This window comes from Sporocytophaga myxococcoides DSM 11118, from assembly GCF_000426725.1.
Taxonomy (GTDB): Bacteria; Bacteroidota; Bacteroidia; order Cytophagales; family Cytophagaceae; genus Sporocytophaga; species Sporocytophaga myxococcoides.
Window position 1 is genome coordinate 95,963 of the sequence record NZ_AUFX01000012.1, and the last position, 18,790, is coordinate 114,752.

Here is an 18,790-nt window from a genome sequence, read left to right on the forward strand (position 1 = left end):
AAGCTGGTAATTCCAGCTTCCCTTCCTAAACTAGTTATTTTGATAAATAACCTTTTAATCTAAAGGTATTGATCTTATCATAAACTTATTTACTTCATGAAAAAACAATTACTTTTTATTTCATCTTTATTCTTATCACTTACTCTATCTGCACAAAAACAACTTCCAAACCCCAGCTTTGAAGAGTGGCAGAATACTGGGGCTGAAGTGGAGGAACCCTTGTCCTGGCTTGCTCCTTCGGATTGTGAAGAAGGTTGCGAATATTATTATGAGAAGGTACAGGATGGTCATACTGGTCTTGCTATAAAATTAAAGGCCGTTGAATCTGACCCTGATGATGTCCAGCCTCTGATGCTGATCGAAGAGGATTTTCTTGCAAAACCTTTAAAGGTTACCTTCTGGTATAAGTCTTCGACCGAAATAAGATGTGCCATTGCCATGTCTGCAGGGCCGATCTTTTCTGAGGAAGAAATAGCTGTTGGAGAAGGCTTAATAACAGCTCCTCCCAGCGGAACTTTTGTTAAAGCTGAAGTTCCTATCTTATATTCCGAGGATAAAGCACCTGAACATCTTCTTCTCGTTTTTGCTTTGGCTAGAGGAGGGTTGACTTCTACAGATTTTGTAATTATTGATGATGTAGAACTTTCTTACGGATTGACATCAATAAGTAATCCTTTAATGACTGAAGTTGTAGGAAGCAATATGATATCAGATAGGTTAGAATTGAAATCTGTAGTGGATGAAGTACAAATATTTAATTCTTCAGGAATGCTTGTTCTTAAAGCAACAAAGTCAACGGTTATTGATACTTCGGTCTTGTCTGAAGGACTCTATATGGTTTCATTAAAGAAGGGAGAATCCTTTGGAACCATAAAAGTTTTAAAAAAATAATGTGATGCCTGATATAAGAGATGAATAATATAATTCGTCTCTTATAGGGCTAAAGAGTTTTAGGAAAGTAAATCCGAAAAATTGATCCTTCACCTTCTACACTGTCAACTTCAATTTTTCCATTTGCATTTTCAATTATACGTTTGACGATATATAGACCAATCCCAGAGCCCTCAATATGACTTTGAAGCCTTTTAAACATTGAGAATATTTTTTCCTGTTGACCTTCCTTTATACCTAAACCATTATCTTTAATTTCCAAAACAGTGTATCCTGCTTTTCTTTCTGTTCTTATTTCTATCAATGGTGTTCTTTCAGGTGATCTGTATTTAATGGCGTTGATTAGTACATTGTAAAATACGCTTCGGAAGTTTACTTTTGAAAACTTCAGTTTTGATATTTCAGATAAGTCTGAATTTATTATAGCACCAGACTCTTTTATCTGATTCTGAACATCAAGTTTTAATTCTTCTAGCACTGAGGCTATGTCTATGACCTCTATATCTTCATGGATATTCTTCTGAATTTTTCCTATATCTGTGAGTTCTTTGATAGTTCTTTGAAAGCGTTCAATTGATCCTTTTATAAGATGAAAGATGTTTTCTATCTCTTCATCCCTAATAAGTTTTTCATGGAGAGACACATCTAGCATATCCAGAAGTCCATCGATATTGGCTACAGGAGCTTTTAAATCATGTGAGGCGGTGTATACGAAATTATCCAGGTCCTGATTTATTTTATTAAGTTCGACATTATTCAGGCTAAGTTGTTCATTCATTTTTTCAATATCTTCCTTAACTTTTGCAAGATATTCAAGTGTCAGTTTTTGATCATGTATCTCTGTTGCAGTGCCGAACCATTTTACAATCTTGCCTTTTGAATCTTTCATAGGTAATGCCCTTGAAAGATGCCACCTATATTCGCCATCTCCTCTCCGCAGCCTGTATTCTAATTCATAAGGTTCTCCTGTAAGGAGGGAGTGTCTCCATCTGTTTAATGTTCTAATATAGTCCTGCGGATGTAAGATTTTGAGCCAACCCCACCCCTTACTATGCTCAAAGTCCATTCCTGCATAGTCAAATCCATGTTTATTGATATAATCAATTGCACCTTTAGAATTGGCCGTCCAGACAATTTGGGGAATAGAGTTTGCAAGAAAGCGGTACCTTTCTTCGCTTAGCTTAGCACTCTCTTCTGCTTTCGAACGTTCTTTTATTTGTTTTTTCAGTTCTTTATTTGCGTGTTCCAGTTCCGATGTTCTTTCCTTTACATTGGATTCTAGTTCTTCATTGAACTTTTTTATTTTATCATTGGCAATTTTCAGATCTGTTATATCAACAGAAATGCCCAGTAAATATTGGGGTTTACCATTGACGAAGGAGATGGGTATTTTCTGAGTATGTAACCATTTTAAACCATCCTTGGTGCTGATAGGTTCTTCAGGGATGTTTAGAGGAATTCCATTGTCAAGGACAGATCTGTCCTGAGATGTAAAAAAATCGGCCTGTTTTTTAGAAAAGAAATCATAATCATTTTTTCCTAACAGTTGGTTCTTGTGATAGCCAAGAAGAATTTCTCCAGCTCTGTTCAGTGCTCTAAATCGCAATTCTTTAGCATCTTTTATAAATACCATTGCTGGCATATTCTCAAGCACGGTTTCAAGAACGATTGTGGAATTCTGCTGTTCTCTCCCGATATTTAAAAAGTTTCTGAACCATTTGCTTAAAGATTGCATATCCCTTCAATTCTAGACGTCTTTTAACCCATAACATTTATATAACATATTTAAATAGAGACAAGTTGCCAAGATAGTCTTCCCTTGGTTTATACAGAAGTACCATTGCTCCAAAGTTTTGTAAATTAAACCACAAAGCTCATCGGTTTAAGTATTGACAATTTATATATTTGTAATTGCTTGATCACAAACTATCTATATGAATGAATCTATTCTAACAGCAAAGCAGCGTGAACTAATTGAGAAATTAGGAGTGGCACATGAAAAATCAGGAATGCAGCCTGCACCAGCAAGAATCCTTGGGTTATTGCTGGTTTCAGACAAAACAGAACTTACCTTTGAAGAAATTCAGAACAGTTTAAAAATCAGCAAAAGTTCGACAAGTGCTTCCCTGAATCTTTTGATTTCACTTAACAGAATTGAGTACGTCACTTATTCCGGAGTTAGAAAAAGGTATTTTCGTTTGAAAATCTATAACTGGAAAGAGGATATGAAAAAGCAGATGGAAGGAATTTCTGAGATGAGTACTCTGTTCAAGGAAGTTATGAAACAAAGGTCAAAAACTACAAAAGATTTTAATCAAGCTTTATACGAAATCGTTGATTTTTTCGATTTCTTCAATGATGAAGTTCCGGCAATTTTTAAAAAATGGGAGCAGAAGTATAAAAAAAATAAAGAAGGCAAATAAGTTCTTTATTTTAGTTAACTTAGTTCAGAATTTCCAGAACTAAACTTAACTAATGTTTTTGTTTCTCCGGAGACTATCATACCAATAGAGGAAATAATAGTTACATGATTTTGAGTAGAGTTTACAATCTTAGTCTGTCAACATACAAAAGCAGACTTTTATTATTAGCGTTAGTTTTTTTAGTTTCATTTAAAAGCTATTCACAGACTAATCACACTATCAGCGGGATAGTTAAAGATAATGAGACAGGAGATGTTTTGATAGGTGCTACAGTCTCCGTTAAGGAATCCTCAACAGGGACAGTAGCAAATGAAAAGGGATACTACTCCTTATCTCTTCCGGAAGGCAGCTACACCCTGATGATTAATTTTTTTGGGTACAAACCAAAGGAGATAAAGGTCGACCTCAAAAAAGATCTGACATTAAATATATCAATGTCTGAAGATGTTGATGAGCTTAAGGAAGTTATTGTCACCACTGAAAAGAAAAATGATAACATCACAAAAGCAGAAATAGGTGTTGAAAAGCTTGAAGTAAAAGAGATTAATAAAATACCTGTTTTATTAGGAGAGAAGGATATCATTAAATCCATTCAGCTTATTCCAGGTGTTAAATCCGGAGAAGGTACTGCCGGATTTTATGTACGTGGAGGCGGGGTAGATCAAAACCTTGTATTGTTAGATGATGCACCGATCTACAATGCATCCCATTTGCTTGGATTTTTCTCAGTATTTAATTCTGATGCTATCAACGATCTCACTATTTATAAAGGAGGAATACCTGCCCAATTTGGTGGACGTTTGTCTTCAGTATTGGATATAAAATCCAATGAAGGAAATTACAAGAAACTAAGTGCAAACGGAGGTATAGGTCTTATATCTTCCAGATTAAATATAGAAGCTCCGATTGTTAAAGACAAGGCATCGATCATGCTTGCAGGTAGAAGATCTTATGCAGACTTATTCCTGAAGCTTTCTCCTGATGAAGGTATTAAAAACTCAAGGCTTTACTTCTATGACCTGAATGGCAAGCTAACATTCCGTCTTGGTGAGAAAGACAGAATTTTCATAAGCGGATATTTCGGTAGAGATGTTTTAGGATATAAGAAATTATTCAACTTCGACTGGGGTAATGCAGCGGCTACAGTAAAGTGGATGCATACATTTAATGATAAATGGTACTCTAGCACATCACTAATTCACTCTGATTATAGGTACAGAATAAAACTTGACTTTAGCGGCACTTCAATATTTATTATTTCCAAAATCAACAATGATCAGCTAAAGCAGGATTTTCAATATGTACAGAGTCCTAGAAGTAAATTTAATTTCGGAGTAATTACCTCTTACCTTAAAGTTGTACCGGGTATAGTTACAACTAAGTCAGATAACACTGAAAACGAAGAGAAGCTAAGCAATAAAGTCGGATGGGAAAATGCAGCCTATGTATCTCATGAATTTAAATATTCAGAGAAACTGAATTTTGTTTACGGACTTCGTTTAACTTCTTTCTCTGTACTCGGTCCAGGTGAGTTCCTCGATATTGATAAAAATGGAAATACACTGGATACAACAATTTATGGTAATGGTAAAATTGTGAAAACATATTTGAATCTTGAGCCGAGATTTGCTGCGAGTTATGTTTTTAATGAAAAAACTTCGATTAAGGCTTCTTATTGCAGAACCACACAGAATGTTCATTTACTGAGTAATAGTACATCGGGAAGTCCTACAGACCAATGGATTCCTACAAGTAAATATGTAAAGCCTGAGATAGGTGATCAGGTATCTGTGGGTTATTTCAGGAATTTTAATGACAATAAGTTTCAGTTCTCTGCAGAGGCTTATTATAAAGACATGAAAAATCAGGTGGACTTTAAAAACAATGCTGAGCTTAGCCTGAATAATAATGTCGAAAACCAAATATTGATAGGTAAAGGAAGAGCTTATGGTATTGAGTTTTTCCTGAAAAAGAAATATGGAAAATTTAATGGATGGATTGGATATACTATTTCAAAAACGGAAAGAAAGTTTGATCTTATAAATGATGGGGCATATTATCCTGCCAAACAAGACAGACGTCATGATATTTCAATTGTAGGAATTTACGAATTATCCCCTAAGTGGACTTTATCAGGTTCGTGGGTATATTATACAGGAAATGCTATTACGTTTCCAAGCGGTAAATACTATGCAGATAACAGAGTTGTCTTTTATTATGGAGACAGAAATCAAGACAGGATGCCAGATTATCACCGACTGGATATTGGTGCCACATGGATCAGAAAGAAAACAGATAAGTTTGAATCCAGCTGGACATTTTCCATCTATAATCTTTATGGAAGAGCCAACCCTTATATGATTTATTTCAGGGAGAATAAAACAGATGCCTCTAAAACAGAAGCTGTCAAAGTAACACTTTTTAAAATGGTACCATCGTTCACTTATAATTTTAAATTCTGATAAATATATGGAAATGAAATTTAGCCGATTTGCATATATTGCTTTTGTTTCAGCCTTGTCTTTTCTTATTTCTTCATGCGAAAAAGTCATAGATCTGAAGCTCAAAAATTCAGAAGCAGGCATTGTGATAGAAGGTGCAGTTACAGACCAGCCAGGCCCTTATAGGGTAAAGATTAGCAGAAAGGTCAACTTTGATCAGCCAAATGTTTTTCCTGCTGTTAGCGGGGCTTCTGTTATCATCTCAGACAATATTGGTAGCAGAGATACGTTAAAGGAAGTCCGACCAGGCGTTTATGAAACTAATTCCATAGTTGGAGTTGCTGGCAATACATATACACTAAGCGTTGGTGATCAGGGAAACACATATACAGGGCAATCTGTTATGCCTTCACCAGTAGCCATTGACAGCATTAGTATAGACTATTTTCTCTTCGGTGGCCCGGATACTGCAAAGTTTGTTAAAGTAACCTTTAAAGATCCGCAAGGGGTGAAGAATTATTACAGAATCTTGGAGGTATTTAATGGAGATACACTCAAAGGTATGCACCTGGAAGATGATAATTTTAGAGATGGACAAAAAATTACACAGCCAGTATTCGAAGATGGTGAAGATGGAAATTTTCAGACATTCAAATCCGGCGATGTTGTTACCATACTTTTATTATCTATCGATGAAAATACTTATAAGTATTTAAGAGGCGTAGAAGCAGTTACAGATGGAGGACAGTCTGCATCTCCTGCCAATCCTCCCTCAAACCTCTCCAGACCTGCTTTGGGTTGTTTCAGTGCTCATTCTTTTACTTCCAGGACAATTATAGTGAAGTAATTATTAGTTATGCTTTCCAATAAAGGGAAATCAGGTATGCTCTTGGTTTCCATTTATTGTATAATAGGGTAATTAAAACGAATTATTTTTTGGCAACTATTTTTTAAATCTTTACGTAGCGATTTTATGCTTAGGTCAGAGAGGAATTTATTTCTTGAAAGCAGCTCCTATACCAATTGATTTTTTGACCTGCTTTATACATACAATATCATCTTTCCGTTTTCTTTCAAGAAAAAATTTGATAATCAAAATTACTTATCCCTTGTTGACAGTCATTTAATGGCTTGAAAATTTGGTTTTACCTATAGCTTTAATGCATTAATTGATAAAGCGAAACGTTTTATTGGAAATAACGTTCATGCAATCAAATACTTCAACTACAGAATTTCAAGTAGCTAATTCTTCTTATAGAATCTTATTTAATAAAAGTAGCAAGAATCATTATCGGTAGCACCCGATAATAATTTGAAGGAAGAATTATCACAGGACCTGAGCAGAAGCATTCAAATTTACAGAAGGCCAATATGACCGGAAATTTACAAATACCACCAATAGAATTAACAGATAACAGGAAAAGTTATGAAATTAAAAATGCTGTTTCGGATGGATTTCATTCGTTCCCGATCACTTTACAACCGGTTCAGGAATTGAATGATATAATTGTACTTTCAACAGCTTTTTCAAAATTCCAAATAGTAATCTGCGCGTAGTGTATGGTACAGGAGATTGGTGTTTCGGAAATTAACAGGGTTGTTTCTGTTGTTCGGGAGAAGTTTGACCTTGACTTCAGTAATTATGCGGTATCCTCTTTCAAGAGGCGACTGGAAAGACTTATAGAAGTTCGCAATTACAAGACTATAGACAATCTTATTTTCAAAATTGAAAATAATAATTTTAGCAAAGAGGAGTTTTTGCACGAAATCACTGTAAATGTTACAGAGATGTTCCGCGATCCTTCTTTCTGGAAAGCTATCAAGAAAGTATTAACCTTCTCGCTCGAGTCACTTCCTAAAATTCGTATTTGGCATGCCGCCTGCTCTTCCGGTGAAGAGGTGTATTCCATGTTGATTCTTTTAAAAGAAATGAATTTGCTGGATAAATGCGAAATCGTGGCTTCAGATATAGACAATATGATCTTGGCAAGAGCGAAGGATGGAACAATAGCAATGAGAAACATGGAGCTGAATTGCAAGAACTACGCTCGTGTACATGACGATTATCAGGATTTGATGAAATATTTTAAAGTGGATGGAGAATATTGCAAATTCGACAAGTCCCTTTTATCTAGGGTCTCATTTAGAAATATTGATCTTGTGAAAGCTGAATGTACATCTAAGTATGATATAATATTTTGCAGAAATGTTATGATCTACTTTAATCAGTCTTTGCAGTCCAAGGTATTGAATCTCCTTCACCAAAGTTTATTTATTCATAGTTATCTAGTAGTAGGGACAAAGGAAACAATTTCTTCGGCGTTGGAGGTAGCTCCCAAGTTTATCTCAGTGAATAATGAAGAAAAGATATATAAGAAAATCAAAGATTAGTAATTGTATAAGTGTTATTTAATAATACCAGAAATTAATAATTTCTCTGTTTAGCTCCTTCTAAACTGCAAAATTAAATCAAGCTAAGGAACCCAGATATCCCAGCCCTTTCAACCAGGAAAAGCTGCTTATCTGTTTTGGACTCAACTCTGTTGGTCAATCCGGATATCAGATTCAGAGATTAAGTATTCATATCGTCAATTATAGATCGTTATATGATTCTTCATTTTCAATAGCGGGAGTGTTGGATTATCTCACCTGCTTTGTTCAATTATCAGGGTGGTGGTTGATTCTGAAGGTTTGAAAATCAGACAAATTTACTGGTCATTTATTGAAACCCTTATCAACAAGATAAAGTATACATGTTTCCCGTAGGCATATGTTTTTCGAGTAAAAGTAGTGTATTGGGGAATTTGTGAAAAATGAAACTCGTGCTTCCAGAGCTTGGAAATGCCTATAATATTGTAACAATTAATCAATAATAATTTTTATGAAATACATCTATGAAATTCACCGGATAATGTCAGACAAGAGTTTGATTCTGGTATATGAAGGAGAATTTACACAGGAGATAACCAAGTCTGTGCTAGTGATGGCAGAAAGAAATATGGACTATACCGGTGAAGAGAGTAACATTAAAAGGAAAGTTTTTAACGTTATGGTAGAGTGTCTTCAGAACATCTGCAAGCATGCAGACAGCGTTCAGGAGAAGGAAAAGGAAGCCATTTTCATGATTGGAAAAGAAGCTGATTATTATATCATTACATCTGGTAACTATATTATAAATTCAGACGTTCCATACCTGAAGAGTAAGTTGGAGAAAATAAATTCTCTGGACAAGGATGGCCTTAAAGTACTATATAAGGATATGATTTCTAAAAGTGAAATTTCAGATAAAGGAGGAGCTGGCCTGGGTTTTGTAGATATAGCAAGAAAGTCAGGAGAGAAACTTGAATTTGATTTTGAACCGATCAACGACGTTTATTCCTTTTTCTCTTTCAAAACATGTATTTCAAGAAGTAAAGATCTTTAAAAATAATAATATACAATTCATATGAATCCAATAAAAATTGAAGGTACAGAAGATACTCCAGCAGTTTGTCTTGATAAAACTATAGGTGTATTTGAAGTTTCGGGCAGATCACTTCCTGAAGATGCTGCCGGTTTTTATGCTCCTATTCTCAAGTGGCTTGAAGGATATGCTGCTGATCCAAATCCTAAAACGGAATTTACTATTAAGCTTGAGTATTTCAATACAGCTTCTTCTAAGCTTCTTCTTGATCTTTTAACAAGACTGGAAAAGATTTCTAATGCTAAAATTCTTTGGTACTCTTATGAGGATGACGAAGATATGCAAGAAGCCGGACAAGAATTCTCTGAATTGGTAGAAGTACCATTTGAATTAAAAAACTTTTAATAAAGGCTACGGAAGTAAGTTATGAGTGAGGAAATACTTAAGGCACTGGCACAGTTATATGCTATCATTACCAAGCAGGACACAGGTGTAAGTGAAAAAGAAAGAAACTATGTTATAGATTCCTTCCGTTCAAAACTTGACCAGGTAAGGCTTAAGGAATATGTAGCACTATATGATGAATTTGCCGGTATAGATAATCAGGATAAAAAAGACAAGCCTGAAAAACTTACTTCTGTAAAAGATTCCGTAAGAACACTTTCTATCTGCAGAAAGATTAATAAAACGCTCGTTCAGAAGCAGAAAATCATTGTGCTTATCGAACTTCTGGAGCTCGTTCGTTCAGATGGAAATTATACACCTCAGAGAAAACAAATTATTGAAACAGTCTCAGAAAGCTTTAATATTGAAAAGAACGAACATGATCTCATAGAGTGGTTCGTATTTTCAAGATCTGAAGAGCTGAAGACGGATAGTGCTTTCCTTTTTATCAAAAGCGAAGGAGAAGCATTGGAGCCTGCTCCTAACATTATATTTAATCATCATATCCTTGCTCCTGTAAGGTTCCTCTTTCTGGAGTCAGTAGATCTTATCTTCTTAAAAACAGAAGGGGATGGTTTTACTTTAAATGGTCTTCCTGTAAACTCGGAAGAGATTAAGCTATTCCCTTATGGAAGTATACTTAAGTCTTCTATAGGTGCTACGTTCTTTTACAGTGATATCATCAGGTATTTTATAAAGGAAGAAAATAAAAAGCCTGTAACATTTAACGTAACGGATCTTGAGTATACATTTCAGTCTGGCCGCATAGGCTTGCGTGATATCAATATCGCCGAAAGAGAAGGCACTCTTATTGGTATCATGGGAGCCAGTGGTGCGGGCAAAACCACTTTGTTGAATGTTTTGTCTGGTATTGAAATTCCGTCTAAAGGTCAGGTTATGCTGAATGGAATTGATATACATAAAGAGAAAGAAAAGTCTACCGGAATAATCGGATATATCTCTCAGGATGATCTTCTCTTTGAAGACCTCACAGTATTTGAAAATTTATTCTATTGTGCAAAGCTTTGCTTTGACAAGCTTCCTGATGCTGAAATCAGAGAGAACGTCGAAGGCCTTCTGGGAAGCCTCGGGCTGGCTTATGTAAAAGATCTTAAAGTCGGAAGCCCTCTGGAAAAGACCATAAGCGGGGGTCAGAGAAAAAGACTGAACATAGCCCTCGAACTGATTAGGGAGCCATTGGTTCTATTTGTGGATGAACCAACTTCAGGACTTTCTTCAAGAGACTCTGAAAACGTTATTGACCTTCTGAAAGAGCTTTCTCTAAAGGGAAAACTGATCTTTGTTGTAATTCACCAGCCTTCATCGGACATCTATAAGATGTTTGATAAAATGTATATTCTGGATACAGGTGGATTTCCGATATTTTATGGTAACCCTGTTGAAGGTGTTATCTATTTCAAAAAAATTGCAAATCATGCCGACGCTGAAAAGGGTCAATGCTTCTCATGTGGTAATGTAAACCCTGAACAGATATTTAATATTGTAGAAGAACAGGTTGTTGATGAATATGGTAATTTCACAGGGAAAAGAAAAATCTCTACCAGCGAATGGTATACCAGCTTTAAGAAAAATTTTGATATCCTAAAGCAAAAGGACAGCACTTTCAGTTTGCCCAAAGGGCTGGATCTTCCTACTATTACCAAACAATCAATGATATTTTTCCTGAGAGATTTAAAGGGAAAATTATCCAATAAGCAGTATCTTCTTATCAACCTTATTGAGGCCCCACTACTGGCTTTGATACTTAGTGTTGTAATAAGATATAAGAATACAACAAACGAATATCTTTTCAGATTCAATGAAAATATTCCTGCGTTTATTCTGATGAGTGTAATTGTTGCGCTTTTCATGGGACTTAGCCTTAGTGCAGAAGAAATTATCCGTGACAGGAAGATACTCAAGCGGGAAAAACTTTTAAATCTCAGTAGATTAGGATATCTGTTATCAAAGATTGTCATACTTTTTTCATTTTCAGCAATCCAAACGCTTCTATTTGTCGTAATAGGTACACTTGTGCTGGATATCAAGGGAATGGGCATGTCTTACTGGCTGATATTGTTCTCTTCATCCTGTGCAGCAAATGTTTTAGGTCTGATTATTTCTTCAGCCTTTAATTCGGCAGTTATCGTATACATACTTATACCATTGATCCTTATTCCTCAGATGATCCTCAGCGGGGCCTTATTTAGTTTTGACAAGCTGAACGATTTTCTGACAAATGATAAAAATAAGGTTCCGTTTGTTGCAGATCTAATGATTTCAAGATGGGGATATGAGGCGCTTGCAGTAAGTCAATTTAAAGATAATGGGTATCAAAGTCTGTTTTTCAAAGAGGAGCAGATAAAAGCAGTATCTGATTTTCAACTTGCTCATGGTCTTCCTTTAGTTGAGGAGTTAGTGAAGAAGCTTCAGGAAAAAGGAATTTCAGAAGAGGAAAGAAAAATTAAGTGGAACATAGTTCTTAATGAAATTAAAAAGAATGAACGATTGTCCGGATTTCCATCTCTTGCTCAAATAAGCACTTTGGAAAAAGCAGGTTCAACAGAAGCTTCTCTTGAAGCAGTTTTGGAAATGATCCCAACACTTGATTCTTTTTACAATAAAACAGTTAATCATGCTGTTGAAGCGATGGAGAAGAAAGGATTGTCCAATTCTTCTGAACTCAAAAACAGTCATTACAATGAGAGTTTATCCGATCTTGTAAGAAATCAGAATTCTGTAGAAAGATATAAAATTTCAAAACAGGAAATATTGCCCAAAGTTGACCTGGTGTTTTTTGCATCAAAACCTGACGGCAATTTTGGATACAGGGCTCACTTCTATGCTCCGTCTAAATATCTTGGAAGCATTAAGTTGGATACCTTCTGGTTTAACCTGATTGTATTGTGGACCATAACCGGAATGTTCTTTGCATTCTTATACTTTGATATCCTTAGAATTATTATTGATAAATCCTCAACTATGTTACAAAAGAAAAATTAATTGTATGAAAGACAGAAGTTATATTTTACTAGCTATACTTTTATCTGCATGCAGCACTCACTCTTCCACAGATGAGAGGCTTACAAATTCCATAGACTCTGCAGTAGTTGTACCTGATGTTCAGGTATCTGAAAAGACCATCCAGGGAATCATGCAATCCGTACCTTCTCCACTTGAAATTTCTACAATGATCAAAGAATCAGGGGGAGACTATGATCGGGGAATACTTAATAAAGTGACTAATGCATCAAATTATAACAGCACTTTTAAAAAATCTATCAATCTCGGTGTTTTTAGCACGGATCTTGGTTATATAAATATATATAGTAAAAGTTCTGATGCCCTAAGTTATATTTCCTGCGTAAAAGGAATATCGGATGATCTGGGAATTGGTCAGTTCTTTGATCTGAAGGCGTTCAAGAGACTTGCAGAGAACAATAACAATTATGATTCACTGCTCCTGATTACGACTTCTACATTCGAAGATATTAACCGTTTTCTTAAGGAAAAAAAGAGATCAGAACAAAGTGTTCTTATGCTTAGTGGCGGATGGATTGAAGCACTACACATTGCCTTGAAAGTGCATGAAGCAAATCAGAACGAAGATCTGAAAGAAAAGATCGGAGAGCAGAAAATCGTTCTTGAAAAAATTGTTTTGCTCCTTTCAAACTATAAGGCAAGGCCAGAAGTGAAAGATTTGCTGGCAGATCTTGAGAAGCTGAACGAAGTTTATAAAAAAGTAGAAATCAGCTATACATATCAGGAATCTGTAATGAAGGAAGTTGATGGAGTATTAGTGGTTGAAGATCAGACGACAAGTAAAGTCACAATATCTGATGATCAATTAAATCAAATTAGATCTATTGTTGCAGATCTTAGAAATAGAATTACCGTATAATTATTAAAGTATTAAATATTAGTTTTATGAACAAGAAATCAATCTTCCTGGTATTAATATTTTTTGCTTTTACTTCTATCAAAGCATTTTCTCAATGTAGTTCGGATGAGTGTATTGCCAAGCTAGGCGAGGGATATACCTTTCTTAAAACCTACAAGATGGAAAGTGTGGGCGAGGAAACAGAACATTCCTATGTATTCAGCAGTAAGGAAACGAGTTATATGCTTGTGCTTTGCGGAAAAGATGGTGCTAGCCAGAATGTAACTGTAACACTTTTTGACTCAAACAGAAAGGAGATAGCAACGAATTATGACAAGAAGAACAACAAATATTATTCTGCGATTGTGTATACCAGCAAAGCTACAGGTATGTATTATCTGCGCTATTCTTTTCAAGGTGCTCAACCTTGCTGTGTAAGTGTATTAGCATTCAAAAAATAACTTTAAAGGGGATTAAAAATCAGAATTAGTCAGGCAGATTGAAAGATCTGCCTTATTATTATTTCTTCAAACGGGATCAGAATGAACAAATTAATTGTCAGCCTCGTATTATCCTATCTGCTGGTTCTGGCACCTGCTTATGCTCAGACTGTTTACCCTATGCTTGTGAAATCTCACGAAGAATTTCAGCATTCTATAGGGGGAGATGGAGAAGATGAGTGTATTAAAATTCTTGAAGTAAAAGATAAAGATAAAGGATATTTGTTTTCTGGTAATACACAGGGAGTGGGCGCAGGAAAGAGAGACTTCTATTTGTCAAGAATTGACAGCGTCGGAAAGTTGATGTGGACCAAAACATATGGAGGGAAAGACAATGAATTTGGCGGTTTCGTTGAAAAAACAAATGATGACAATTTCGTCATGGTAGGTTATACTGAAAGCTTTAACAAGGATAATAACCAGATACTGCTTATCAAAGTGGATCCAAAGGGAGCTGTTCTTTGGTCTAAAACAATAGGGCTTGATCGAAGTGTGTATGCCACTACACTTACTGTAGTCAGAGATGGTGGCTTTGTAATACTTGGGGAGACAATCAACAACACAAGTAAAATTAAACATTCGGATATACTTGTTACCAAAACCGATAAGGACGGTAACATTTTATGGAGTAAGATTATAGGGGGTGAGAGAACTGATTATGGATATAGTATCTCTGAAACAATAGACCATGGTTATATTATCGGAGGTGAGACAAACAGTTTTGGAAAGGGTGACTGGGATTTCTATTTCCTAAAGCTTAAGGAAAGCGGAGATATAGAATGGACCAGAGCATTCGGAACGGATTCATCTGATTATGGAAGGGTAGCCAAGCAGGCCCCTGATGGTACTTTTATCTTGGGCGGAACTTGTGTTACAGGGAAGGATGTAGATATGGAAATTGGTCTTGTGCGCGTGGATGCTAATGGTGGTCTTCTCTGGTCGAAGACAATGGGAGGACAAAATGCAGAATATCTTCTGGATCTTATCACATTAGACGAACTGTCTTTTGCGATAGGAGGCTATACAAGCAGTTTTGGATTGAATCAGGAAGATGCATTTATGTGTATTCTTGATTACAATGGAAAAATGAAGTGGATGAAGACCTATGGTGGTCCGCAAGAAGATCATGGAGTGGCTCTCTGTAAAACAACCAATGAGGGAATTATTCTTGCAGGCCAAACAAGCAGCTTTAATGCGAAAGCAAAGGATGTTATGCTAATAAAAACTACCAGAAAATGGTCGAAATATCAGTGTAATGCAAATGTTGTAGTTCCTACTTCAGAAAAGTTTACTTCTAAAGTATTGTATGGGGGAACTCAAACAGAGGTAAGAATGAATTTATATGATGTAGATATATCGATTTCTGATGTTAAATTTTCGGAAAGAACTTTATGTGTACCTTATTAATATCGCTTAGAATGGCTATAAGTTAATTATTGAATTGTCGTAAGTATGAAACGCTTATATAAAATATATCTCTTATTGGTGTTGTTGTGCGTTTCCGGCTCAGCATTCTCACAAACAGAGCAATTGATTCAGGTTGCCGACGAGGTTTATAACTTCGGTGACATTAAAGATGCCCAGGAGATTTATAAACAAGTTCTGGAGCTTGATTCCCAACATGTAAAGGCTAATTACATGACTGGTAAGTGTTATATTGAAACTATCAGTAAAGAAAAGTCTTTACCTTACTTGCTTAAGGCATATGATCTAGATCACAAATATGCTGCCAATATTCTCTATCTTATCGGACTTTCTTATCATTATAATTATTCATTTGAACAGGCTATAGGATTTTATAAACAATATATTGAAAAGCTTGAGTCTGGTGTTTATAGCAAGGATTATAACAATGACAAGGTCATGGAGGAGCTAAAGAAAGCCAATAGAAGGATAGATGAATGTAACACTGCCCTTGTTATGATTAAAAATCCTGTTCATGTCAAAGTTGAGAACCTTGGAAAAGAAATAAATTCTGAATTCCCTGATTATGCTCCGGTTATTTCTGCAGATCAAAAGATCATGTTCTTTACTTCCAGAAGAAAGGGTAGTATCGGTGGTAACAAAGATAAAGACAACGAGTTCTTTGAAGACGTTTACTTCTCTCATGGAAGCAATGGTAAATGGAATGAAGCTGAAAACGTTGGAACAAAAATTAACTCTAAACTTCATGAATCAAGTATTGGTCTTAGTCATGATGGTAAGCAGCTTTTCGTTTATGTAGATAACGATAAAAACAAAGGAGATATCTTCTATTGCTTTATTGATGCAAACAATGAATGGTCATCGCCAAAGCCTTTTGGAAAACCTGTAAATTCTGAATTTATTGAGAACGCAATTACAATTTCTGAAGACGGAAATACCGTTGTTTTTAGCAGTAACAGAAAAGGTGGAAAAGGAGGTTTAGATTTATTTATTTCTACAAGAAAGAATAAAAATGCCAATTGGAGTGAGCCTCAGAATATAGCGGCCATTAATTCTGAATATGATGATGAGTCTCCATATATTACAGGAAAGACGCTTTACTTTAGCTCTAAAGGGCATGAGGGCATGGGAGGGTATGATCTTTTCAAATCTGAATTTGATTCAACCTCTTCTACATGGAGTAAACCACAGAACCTTGGACATCCTATCAACTCCGCCGATGATGATTTTTCTATAGTTGTGGCTGATGGAGGTAAAATTGGTTATATAGCTTCTGTAAAAAAAGAAGGTTTCGGGAACATGGATATCTATAAAGTTTTTTTTGAAGAAAAGCCAAAAGAAGAGCTAGCTCAAAAGACTGAAGAGAAGAAACCTGAAGAGAAAAAGTCTGAAAAGAAAACACAGTCCCTTTCTCCGAAAAATGAGTTGTTTAAATCTGCTCCTGTCGCTAAAAAGGAAGTAGTTAAAGGATTCAAGATCATCATAAATGTATATGATGCAGTTTCTAAAGAGCCTTTAAATGCCTCAATTAAGTTAAATTTTTCTGACCCTAATACCGGATTGATAGAGGCTAAATGTGTAGCCGGAAAGTTTTCTAAAGAATATAAAGTAAAACCATCTTCAAATTTGGCTATTTCTGTTGATTATACAGGTTATGTATTTTCTACTGCCAATGTAGCCTTAAATGATTCTGTTATCACTAAGAATTTTTATATGGAAAAGATCAAGGAAGGTGTTTCCAGAATTTTGAGGAACATATACTTTGATTTTGATAAGGCTACTTTAAAAAGTGAATCTAATTCAGAACTGAATAACTTATATAAATTCCTTGCAGCTAATGCTGGTGTGAAAGTTAGAATAGATGGACATACCGATAGCAAAGGCTCTCATCAGTATAACAATTCATTATCTCAGAAGAGATCTGAAGAGGTTGTTAATTGGCTTGTGTCAAAAGGAATATCCAGAGACAGGGTATCAGCAAAAGGATTTGGTGAAAGCAAGCCGCTTGCAAGTAACGATGATGAAGATGAAGGAAGAGAACTTAACAGAAGAACTGAGTTTGTTATCCTTGAAAATTCAAGCACAGCAACATCTTTCAATTATTTGAAAGATGTTGCCGTATTTTTACTTTAGTTGATTTTTTCCTAAGGATTATCTTAGCCAATTTAATAATCAAAAACTTATTGGGATGCAAAGGACGATTTGATAAAAAATATTGAATCTGTTGCTTCGCTGTTGACTCTCGGTTTAAGTTTGCTGATAATCTCTAGAATAGTTAAAAGCTTTGTTTATGCCCTTCTTATTGATCCGAATAAGGAGATTGTTAATTAGCAAGAGTATCTTTTATTTCGGCTGGGTTTTCCCTTGAGAAAGCATTTAAATACCTTTCTACAACTTCGTAAATTACAATTTCAGGCTTTACTTCTTCTATAACTTTATAATCAAAGCTATTCCATTGATGATGTCTTTCTGTGACGTTAAAATGATTTGTAAAGAACGGCCTTAAAAACTTGTAATAAGAATCATGAAAGAGGACAATATTTTTTTTTGCCAGGTTTCTGTTGTTGATCAGTTCAAAATTGTATTTATAATCTTTAAAATCCTTTTCAAGGTTTACCATTTCAGCTAGATCTTTTCCTTCTACCTCTTCCATAACGACTTTGTAATCCGAAATAGGTACTGGTTTTAATTCAGGATATTTTACAGATAACTGGTTAATGATTTCTGTATATCCGGTAAAGCCTCCATAGTATGTCCAGTGGGAGTCTGTTTTGTAATAAAGAAAATGCTTGCCATCTTTTGCTTTGATCAAAGGTTCTCTTAAATCAATTATATTTAAATCGGTGTTCTTTTTTAAATATGGTAAAATCTGATCTGCAACAGTAACACCTTTTTTGTATGGGAAATATTCAGGATAGACAGTCTGTTTGTTAGGGCACATAATGATGTAAAAATCAATATTCCTCTTCTTTAGCCATCTTTGTTGAGCTTCCAGATTATGCTTGATTTTTAAAAGTGATGTATCTGCAATTATTTGCTGACCTGTAAAGCTTTCAAGTGCATATCCGTCTCCATTGCCAGAATAATATAACCAATCTTCAGAACCCTGGATTACCGTGGGAGTAATATTAGTTTCTTTTAAGATTTTTGTTTTTATGTAATAATAAGAACTAATGAGCTCTCGCTTTAATGTTAAAGAATCTGTTAAAAGATTTTCATAAGCAGAAATCTTTGCTTTAAAGGTTTGTGGCTTTTCCTCCGGGTTAGGAGTTTTTTGATTATTTAGTGTATTCAGAAATAATAAACAGGGAATGAAGAGTAAAATGGCGAATATCGTTGCAAGAAATATATCACTTGTTTTATGTCTGTTTTTCATTTCAATA

15 protein-coding genes are annotated in these 18,790 nt (G+C 35.2%); 13 read left to right on the forward strand and 2 right to left on the reverse strand.

Annotated elements, in window-relative coordinates:
• Window positions 1-96: 96 nt before the first annotated feature.
• Window positions 97-891, forward strand: coding sequence for a T9SS type A sorting domain-containing protein (locus K350_RS0115740; RefSeq protein WP_028980724.1), 795 nt, complete (start codon window positions 97-99; stop codon window positions 889-891).
• A gap of 49 nt (window positions 892-940) precedes the next feature.
• On the opposite strand, the gene K350_RS31365 is transcribed toward K350_RS0115740, so the two are convergent.
• Window positions 941-2,626: a PAS domain-containing protein gene (locus K350_RS31365; protein WP_051313193.1), complete on the reverse strand. Its 1,686-nt coding sequence runs from the start codon at window positions 2,624-2,626 to the stop codon at window positions 941-943.
• A 199-nt stretch (window positions 2,627-2,825) separates the two neighbouring features.
• On the opposite strand from K350_RS31365, the gene K350_RS0115750 reads away from it, so the two are divergent.
• The 12 genes from K350_RS0115750 to K350_RS29095 all read left to right on the forward strand — a co-directional run bounded on the left by K350_RS0115750 (window position 2,826) and on the right by K350_RS29095 (window position 17,540).
• Window positions 2,826-3,314 (forward strand): GbsR/MarR family transcriptional regulator, encoded by a 489-nt coding sequence (locus K350_RS0115750; RefSeq protein ID WP_028980725.1) that lies wholly within the window; start codon window positions 2,826-2,828, stop codon window positions 3,312-3,314.
• 104 nt (window positions 3,315-3,418) lie between these two features.
• Window positions 3,419-5,776 carry a TonB-dependent receptor gene (locus K350_RS0115755; protein ID WP_051313194.1) on the forward strand — a complete coding sequence of 786 codons (2,358 nt, stop codon included), beginning with the start codon at window positions 3,419-3,421 and terminating at the stop codon, window positions 5,774-5,776.
• A 7-nt stretch (window positions 5,777-5,783) separates the two neighbouring features.
• On the forward strand, window positions 5,784-6,602 hold the full coding sequence (locus K350_RS0115760; RefSeq protein WP_037575968.1) for a DUF4249 domain-containing protein: 819 nt from the start codon (window positions 5,784-5,786) through the stop codon (window positions 6,600-6,602).
• A gap of 524 nt (window positions 6,603-7,126) precedes the next feature.
• Entirely contained in the window at window positions 7,127-7,312 is a 186-nt protein-coding gene (locus K350_RS0115765) for a hypothetical protein (protein WP_028980728.1), read from the forward strand.
• 3 nt (window positions 7,313-7,315) lie between these two features.
• Window positions 7,316-8,146 (forward strand): CheR family methyltransferase, encoded by an 831-nt coding sequence (locus K350_RS0115770; RefSeq protein WP_028980729.1) that lies wholly within the window; start codon window positions 7,316-7,318, stop codon window positions 8,144-8,146.
• 490 nt (window positions 8,147-8,636) lie between these two features.
• A complete protein-coding gene (locus K350_RS0115775) occupies window positions 8,637-9,179 on the forward strand; it encodes a SiaB family protein kinase (protein WP_028980730.1) in 543 nt (180 codons plus the stop codon).
• A gap of 21 nt (window positions 9,180-9,200) precedes the next feature.
• Window positions 9,201-9,563 carry a DUF1987 domain-containing protein gene (locus K350_RS0115780; protein ID WP_028980731.1) on the forward strand — a complete coding sequence of 121 codons (363 nt, stop codon included), beginning with the start codon at window positions 9,201-9,203 and terminating at the stop codon, window positions 9,561-9,563.
• A 21-nt stretch (window positions 9,564-9,584) separates the two neighbouring features.
• Window positions 9,585-12,605: an ATP-binding cassette domain-containing protein gene (locus K350_RS0115785; RefSeq protein WP_028980732.1), complete on the forward strand. Its 3,021-nt coding sequence runs from the start codon at window positions 9,585-9,587 to the stop codon at window positions 12,603-12,605.
• 4 nt (window positions 12,606-12,609) lie between these two features.
• Window positions 12,610-13,503 carry a hypothetical protein gene (locus K350_RS0115790; RefSeq protein ID WP_028980733.1) on the forward strand — a complete coding sequence of 298 codons (894 nt, stop codon included), beginning with the start codon at window positions 12,610-12,612 and terminating at the stop codon, window positions 13,501-13,503.
• A gap of 26 nt (window positions 13,504-13,529) precedes the next feature.
• Window positions 13,530-13,943, forward strand: a complete 414-nt coding sequence (locus K350_RS0115795) for a hypothetical protein (RefSeq protein WP_028980734.1) — start codon at window positions 13,530-13,532, stop codon at window positions 13,941-13,943.
• Between the two features lie 81 nt (window positions 13,944-14,024).
• Entirely contained in the window at window positions 14,025-15,389 is a 1,365-nt protein-coding gene (locus K350_RS0115800; protein WP_028980735.1) for a hypothetical protein, read from the forward strand.
• Window positions 15,390-15,434: 45 nt separating this feature from the next.
• Window positions 15,435-17,540, forward strand: a complete 2,106-nt coding sequence (locus K350_RS29095; RefSeq protein WP_081671033.1) for an OmpA family protein — start codon at window positions 15,435-15,437, stop codon at window positions 17,538-17,540.
• A 190-nt stretch (window positions 17,541-17,730) separates the two neighbouring features.
• Here the strand turns inward: K350_RS29095 and K350_RS0115815 are convergent, their stop codons facing one another.
• Window positions 17,731-18,783: an alginate O-acetyltransferase AlgX-related protein gene (locus K350_RS0115815; RefSeq protein WP_156027060.1), complete on the reverse strand. Its 1,053-nt coding sequence runs from the start codon at window positions 18,781-18,783 to the stop codon at window positions 17,731-17,733.
• Window positions 18,784-18,790 lie beyond the last annotated feature (7 nt).

Excerpts from the sequence above, each read along its gene's own strand:
- K350_RS0115770 (WP_028980729.1), top strand. The coding sequence starts at position 7,316 with ATGGTACAGGAGATTGGTGTTTCGGAAATTAACAGGGTTGTTTCTGTT.
- K350_RS0115760 (WP_037575968.1), top strand. The coding sequence starts at position 5,784 with ATGGAAATGAAATTTAGCCGATTTGCATATATTGCTTTTGTTTCAGCC.
- K350_RS0115785 (WP_028980732.1), top strand. The coding sequence starts at position 9,585 with ATGAGTGAGGAAATACTTAAGGCACTGGCACAGTTATATGCTATCATT.
- K350_RS0115775 (WP_028980730.1), top strand. The coding sequence starts at position 8,637 with ATGAAATACATCTATGAAATTCACCGGATAATGTCAGACAAGAGTTTG.
- K350_RS0115780 (WP_028980731.1), top strand. The coding sequence starts at position 9,201 with ATGAATCCAATAAAAATTGAAGGTACAGAAGATACTCCAGCAGTTTGT.
- K350_RS0115765 (WP_028980728.1), top strand. The coding sequence starts at position 7,127 with ATGACCGGAAATTTACAAATACCACCAATAGAATTAACAGATAACAGG.
- K350_RS0115755 (WP_051313194.1), top strand. The coding sequence starts at position 3,419 with ATGATTTTGAGTAGAGTTTACAATCTTAGTCTGTCAACATACAAAAGC.
- K350_RS29095 (WP_081671033.1), top strand. The coding sequence starts at position 15,435 with ATGAAACGCTTATATAAAATATATCTCTTATTGGTGTTGTTGTGCGTT.
- K350_RS0115815 (WP_156027060.1), bottom strand. The coding sequence starts at position 18,783 with ATGAAAAACAGACATAAAACAAGTGATATATTTCTTGCAACGATATTC.
- K350_RS0115740 (WP_028980724.1), top strand. The coding sequence starts at position 97 with ATGAAAAAACAATTACTTTTTATTTCATCTTTATTCTTATCACTTACT.
- K350_RS0115795 (WP_028980734.1), top strand. The coding sequence starts at position 13,530 with ATGAACAAGAAATCAATCTTCCTGGTATTAATATTTTTTGCTTTTACT.
- K350_RS0115800 (WP_028980735.1), top strand. The coding sequence starts at position 14,025 with ATGAACAAATTAATTGTCAGCCTCGTATTATCCTATCTGCTGGTTCTG.
- K350_RS0115750 (WP_028980725.1), top strand. The coding sequence starts at position 2,826 with ATGAATGAATCTATTCTAACAGCAAAGCAGCGTGAACTAATTGAGAAA.
- K350_RS0115790 (WP_028980733.1), top strand. The coding sequence starts at position 12,610 with ATGAAAGACAGAAGTTATATTTTACTAGCTATACTTTTATCTGCATGC.
- K350_RS31365 (WP_051313193.1), bottom strand. The coding sequence starts at position 2,626 with ATGCAATCTTTAAGCAAATGGTTCAGAAACTTTTTAAATATCGGGAGA.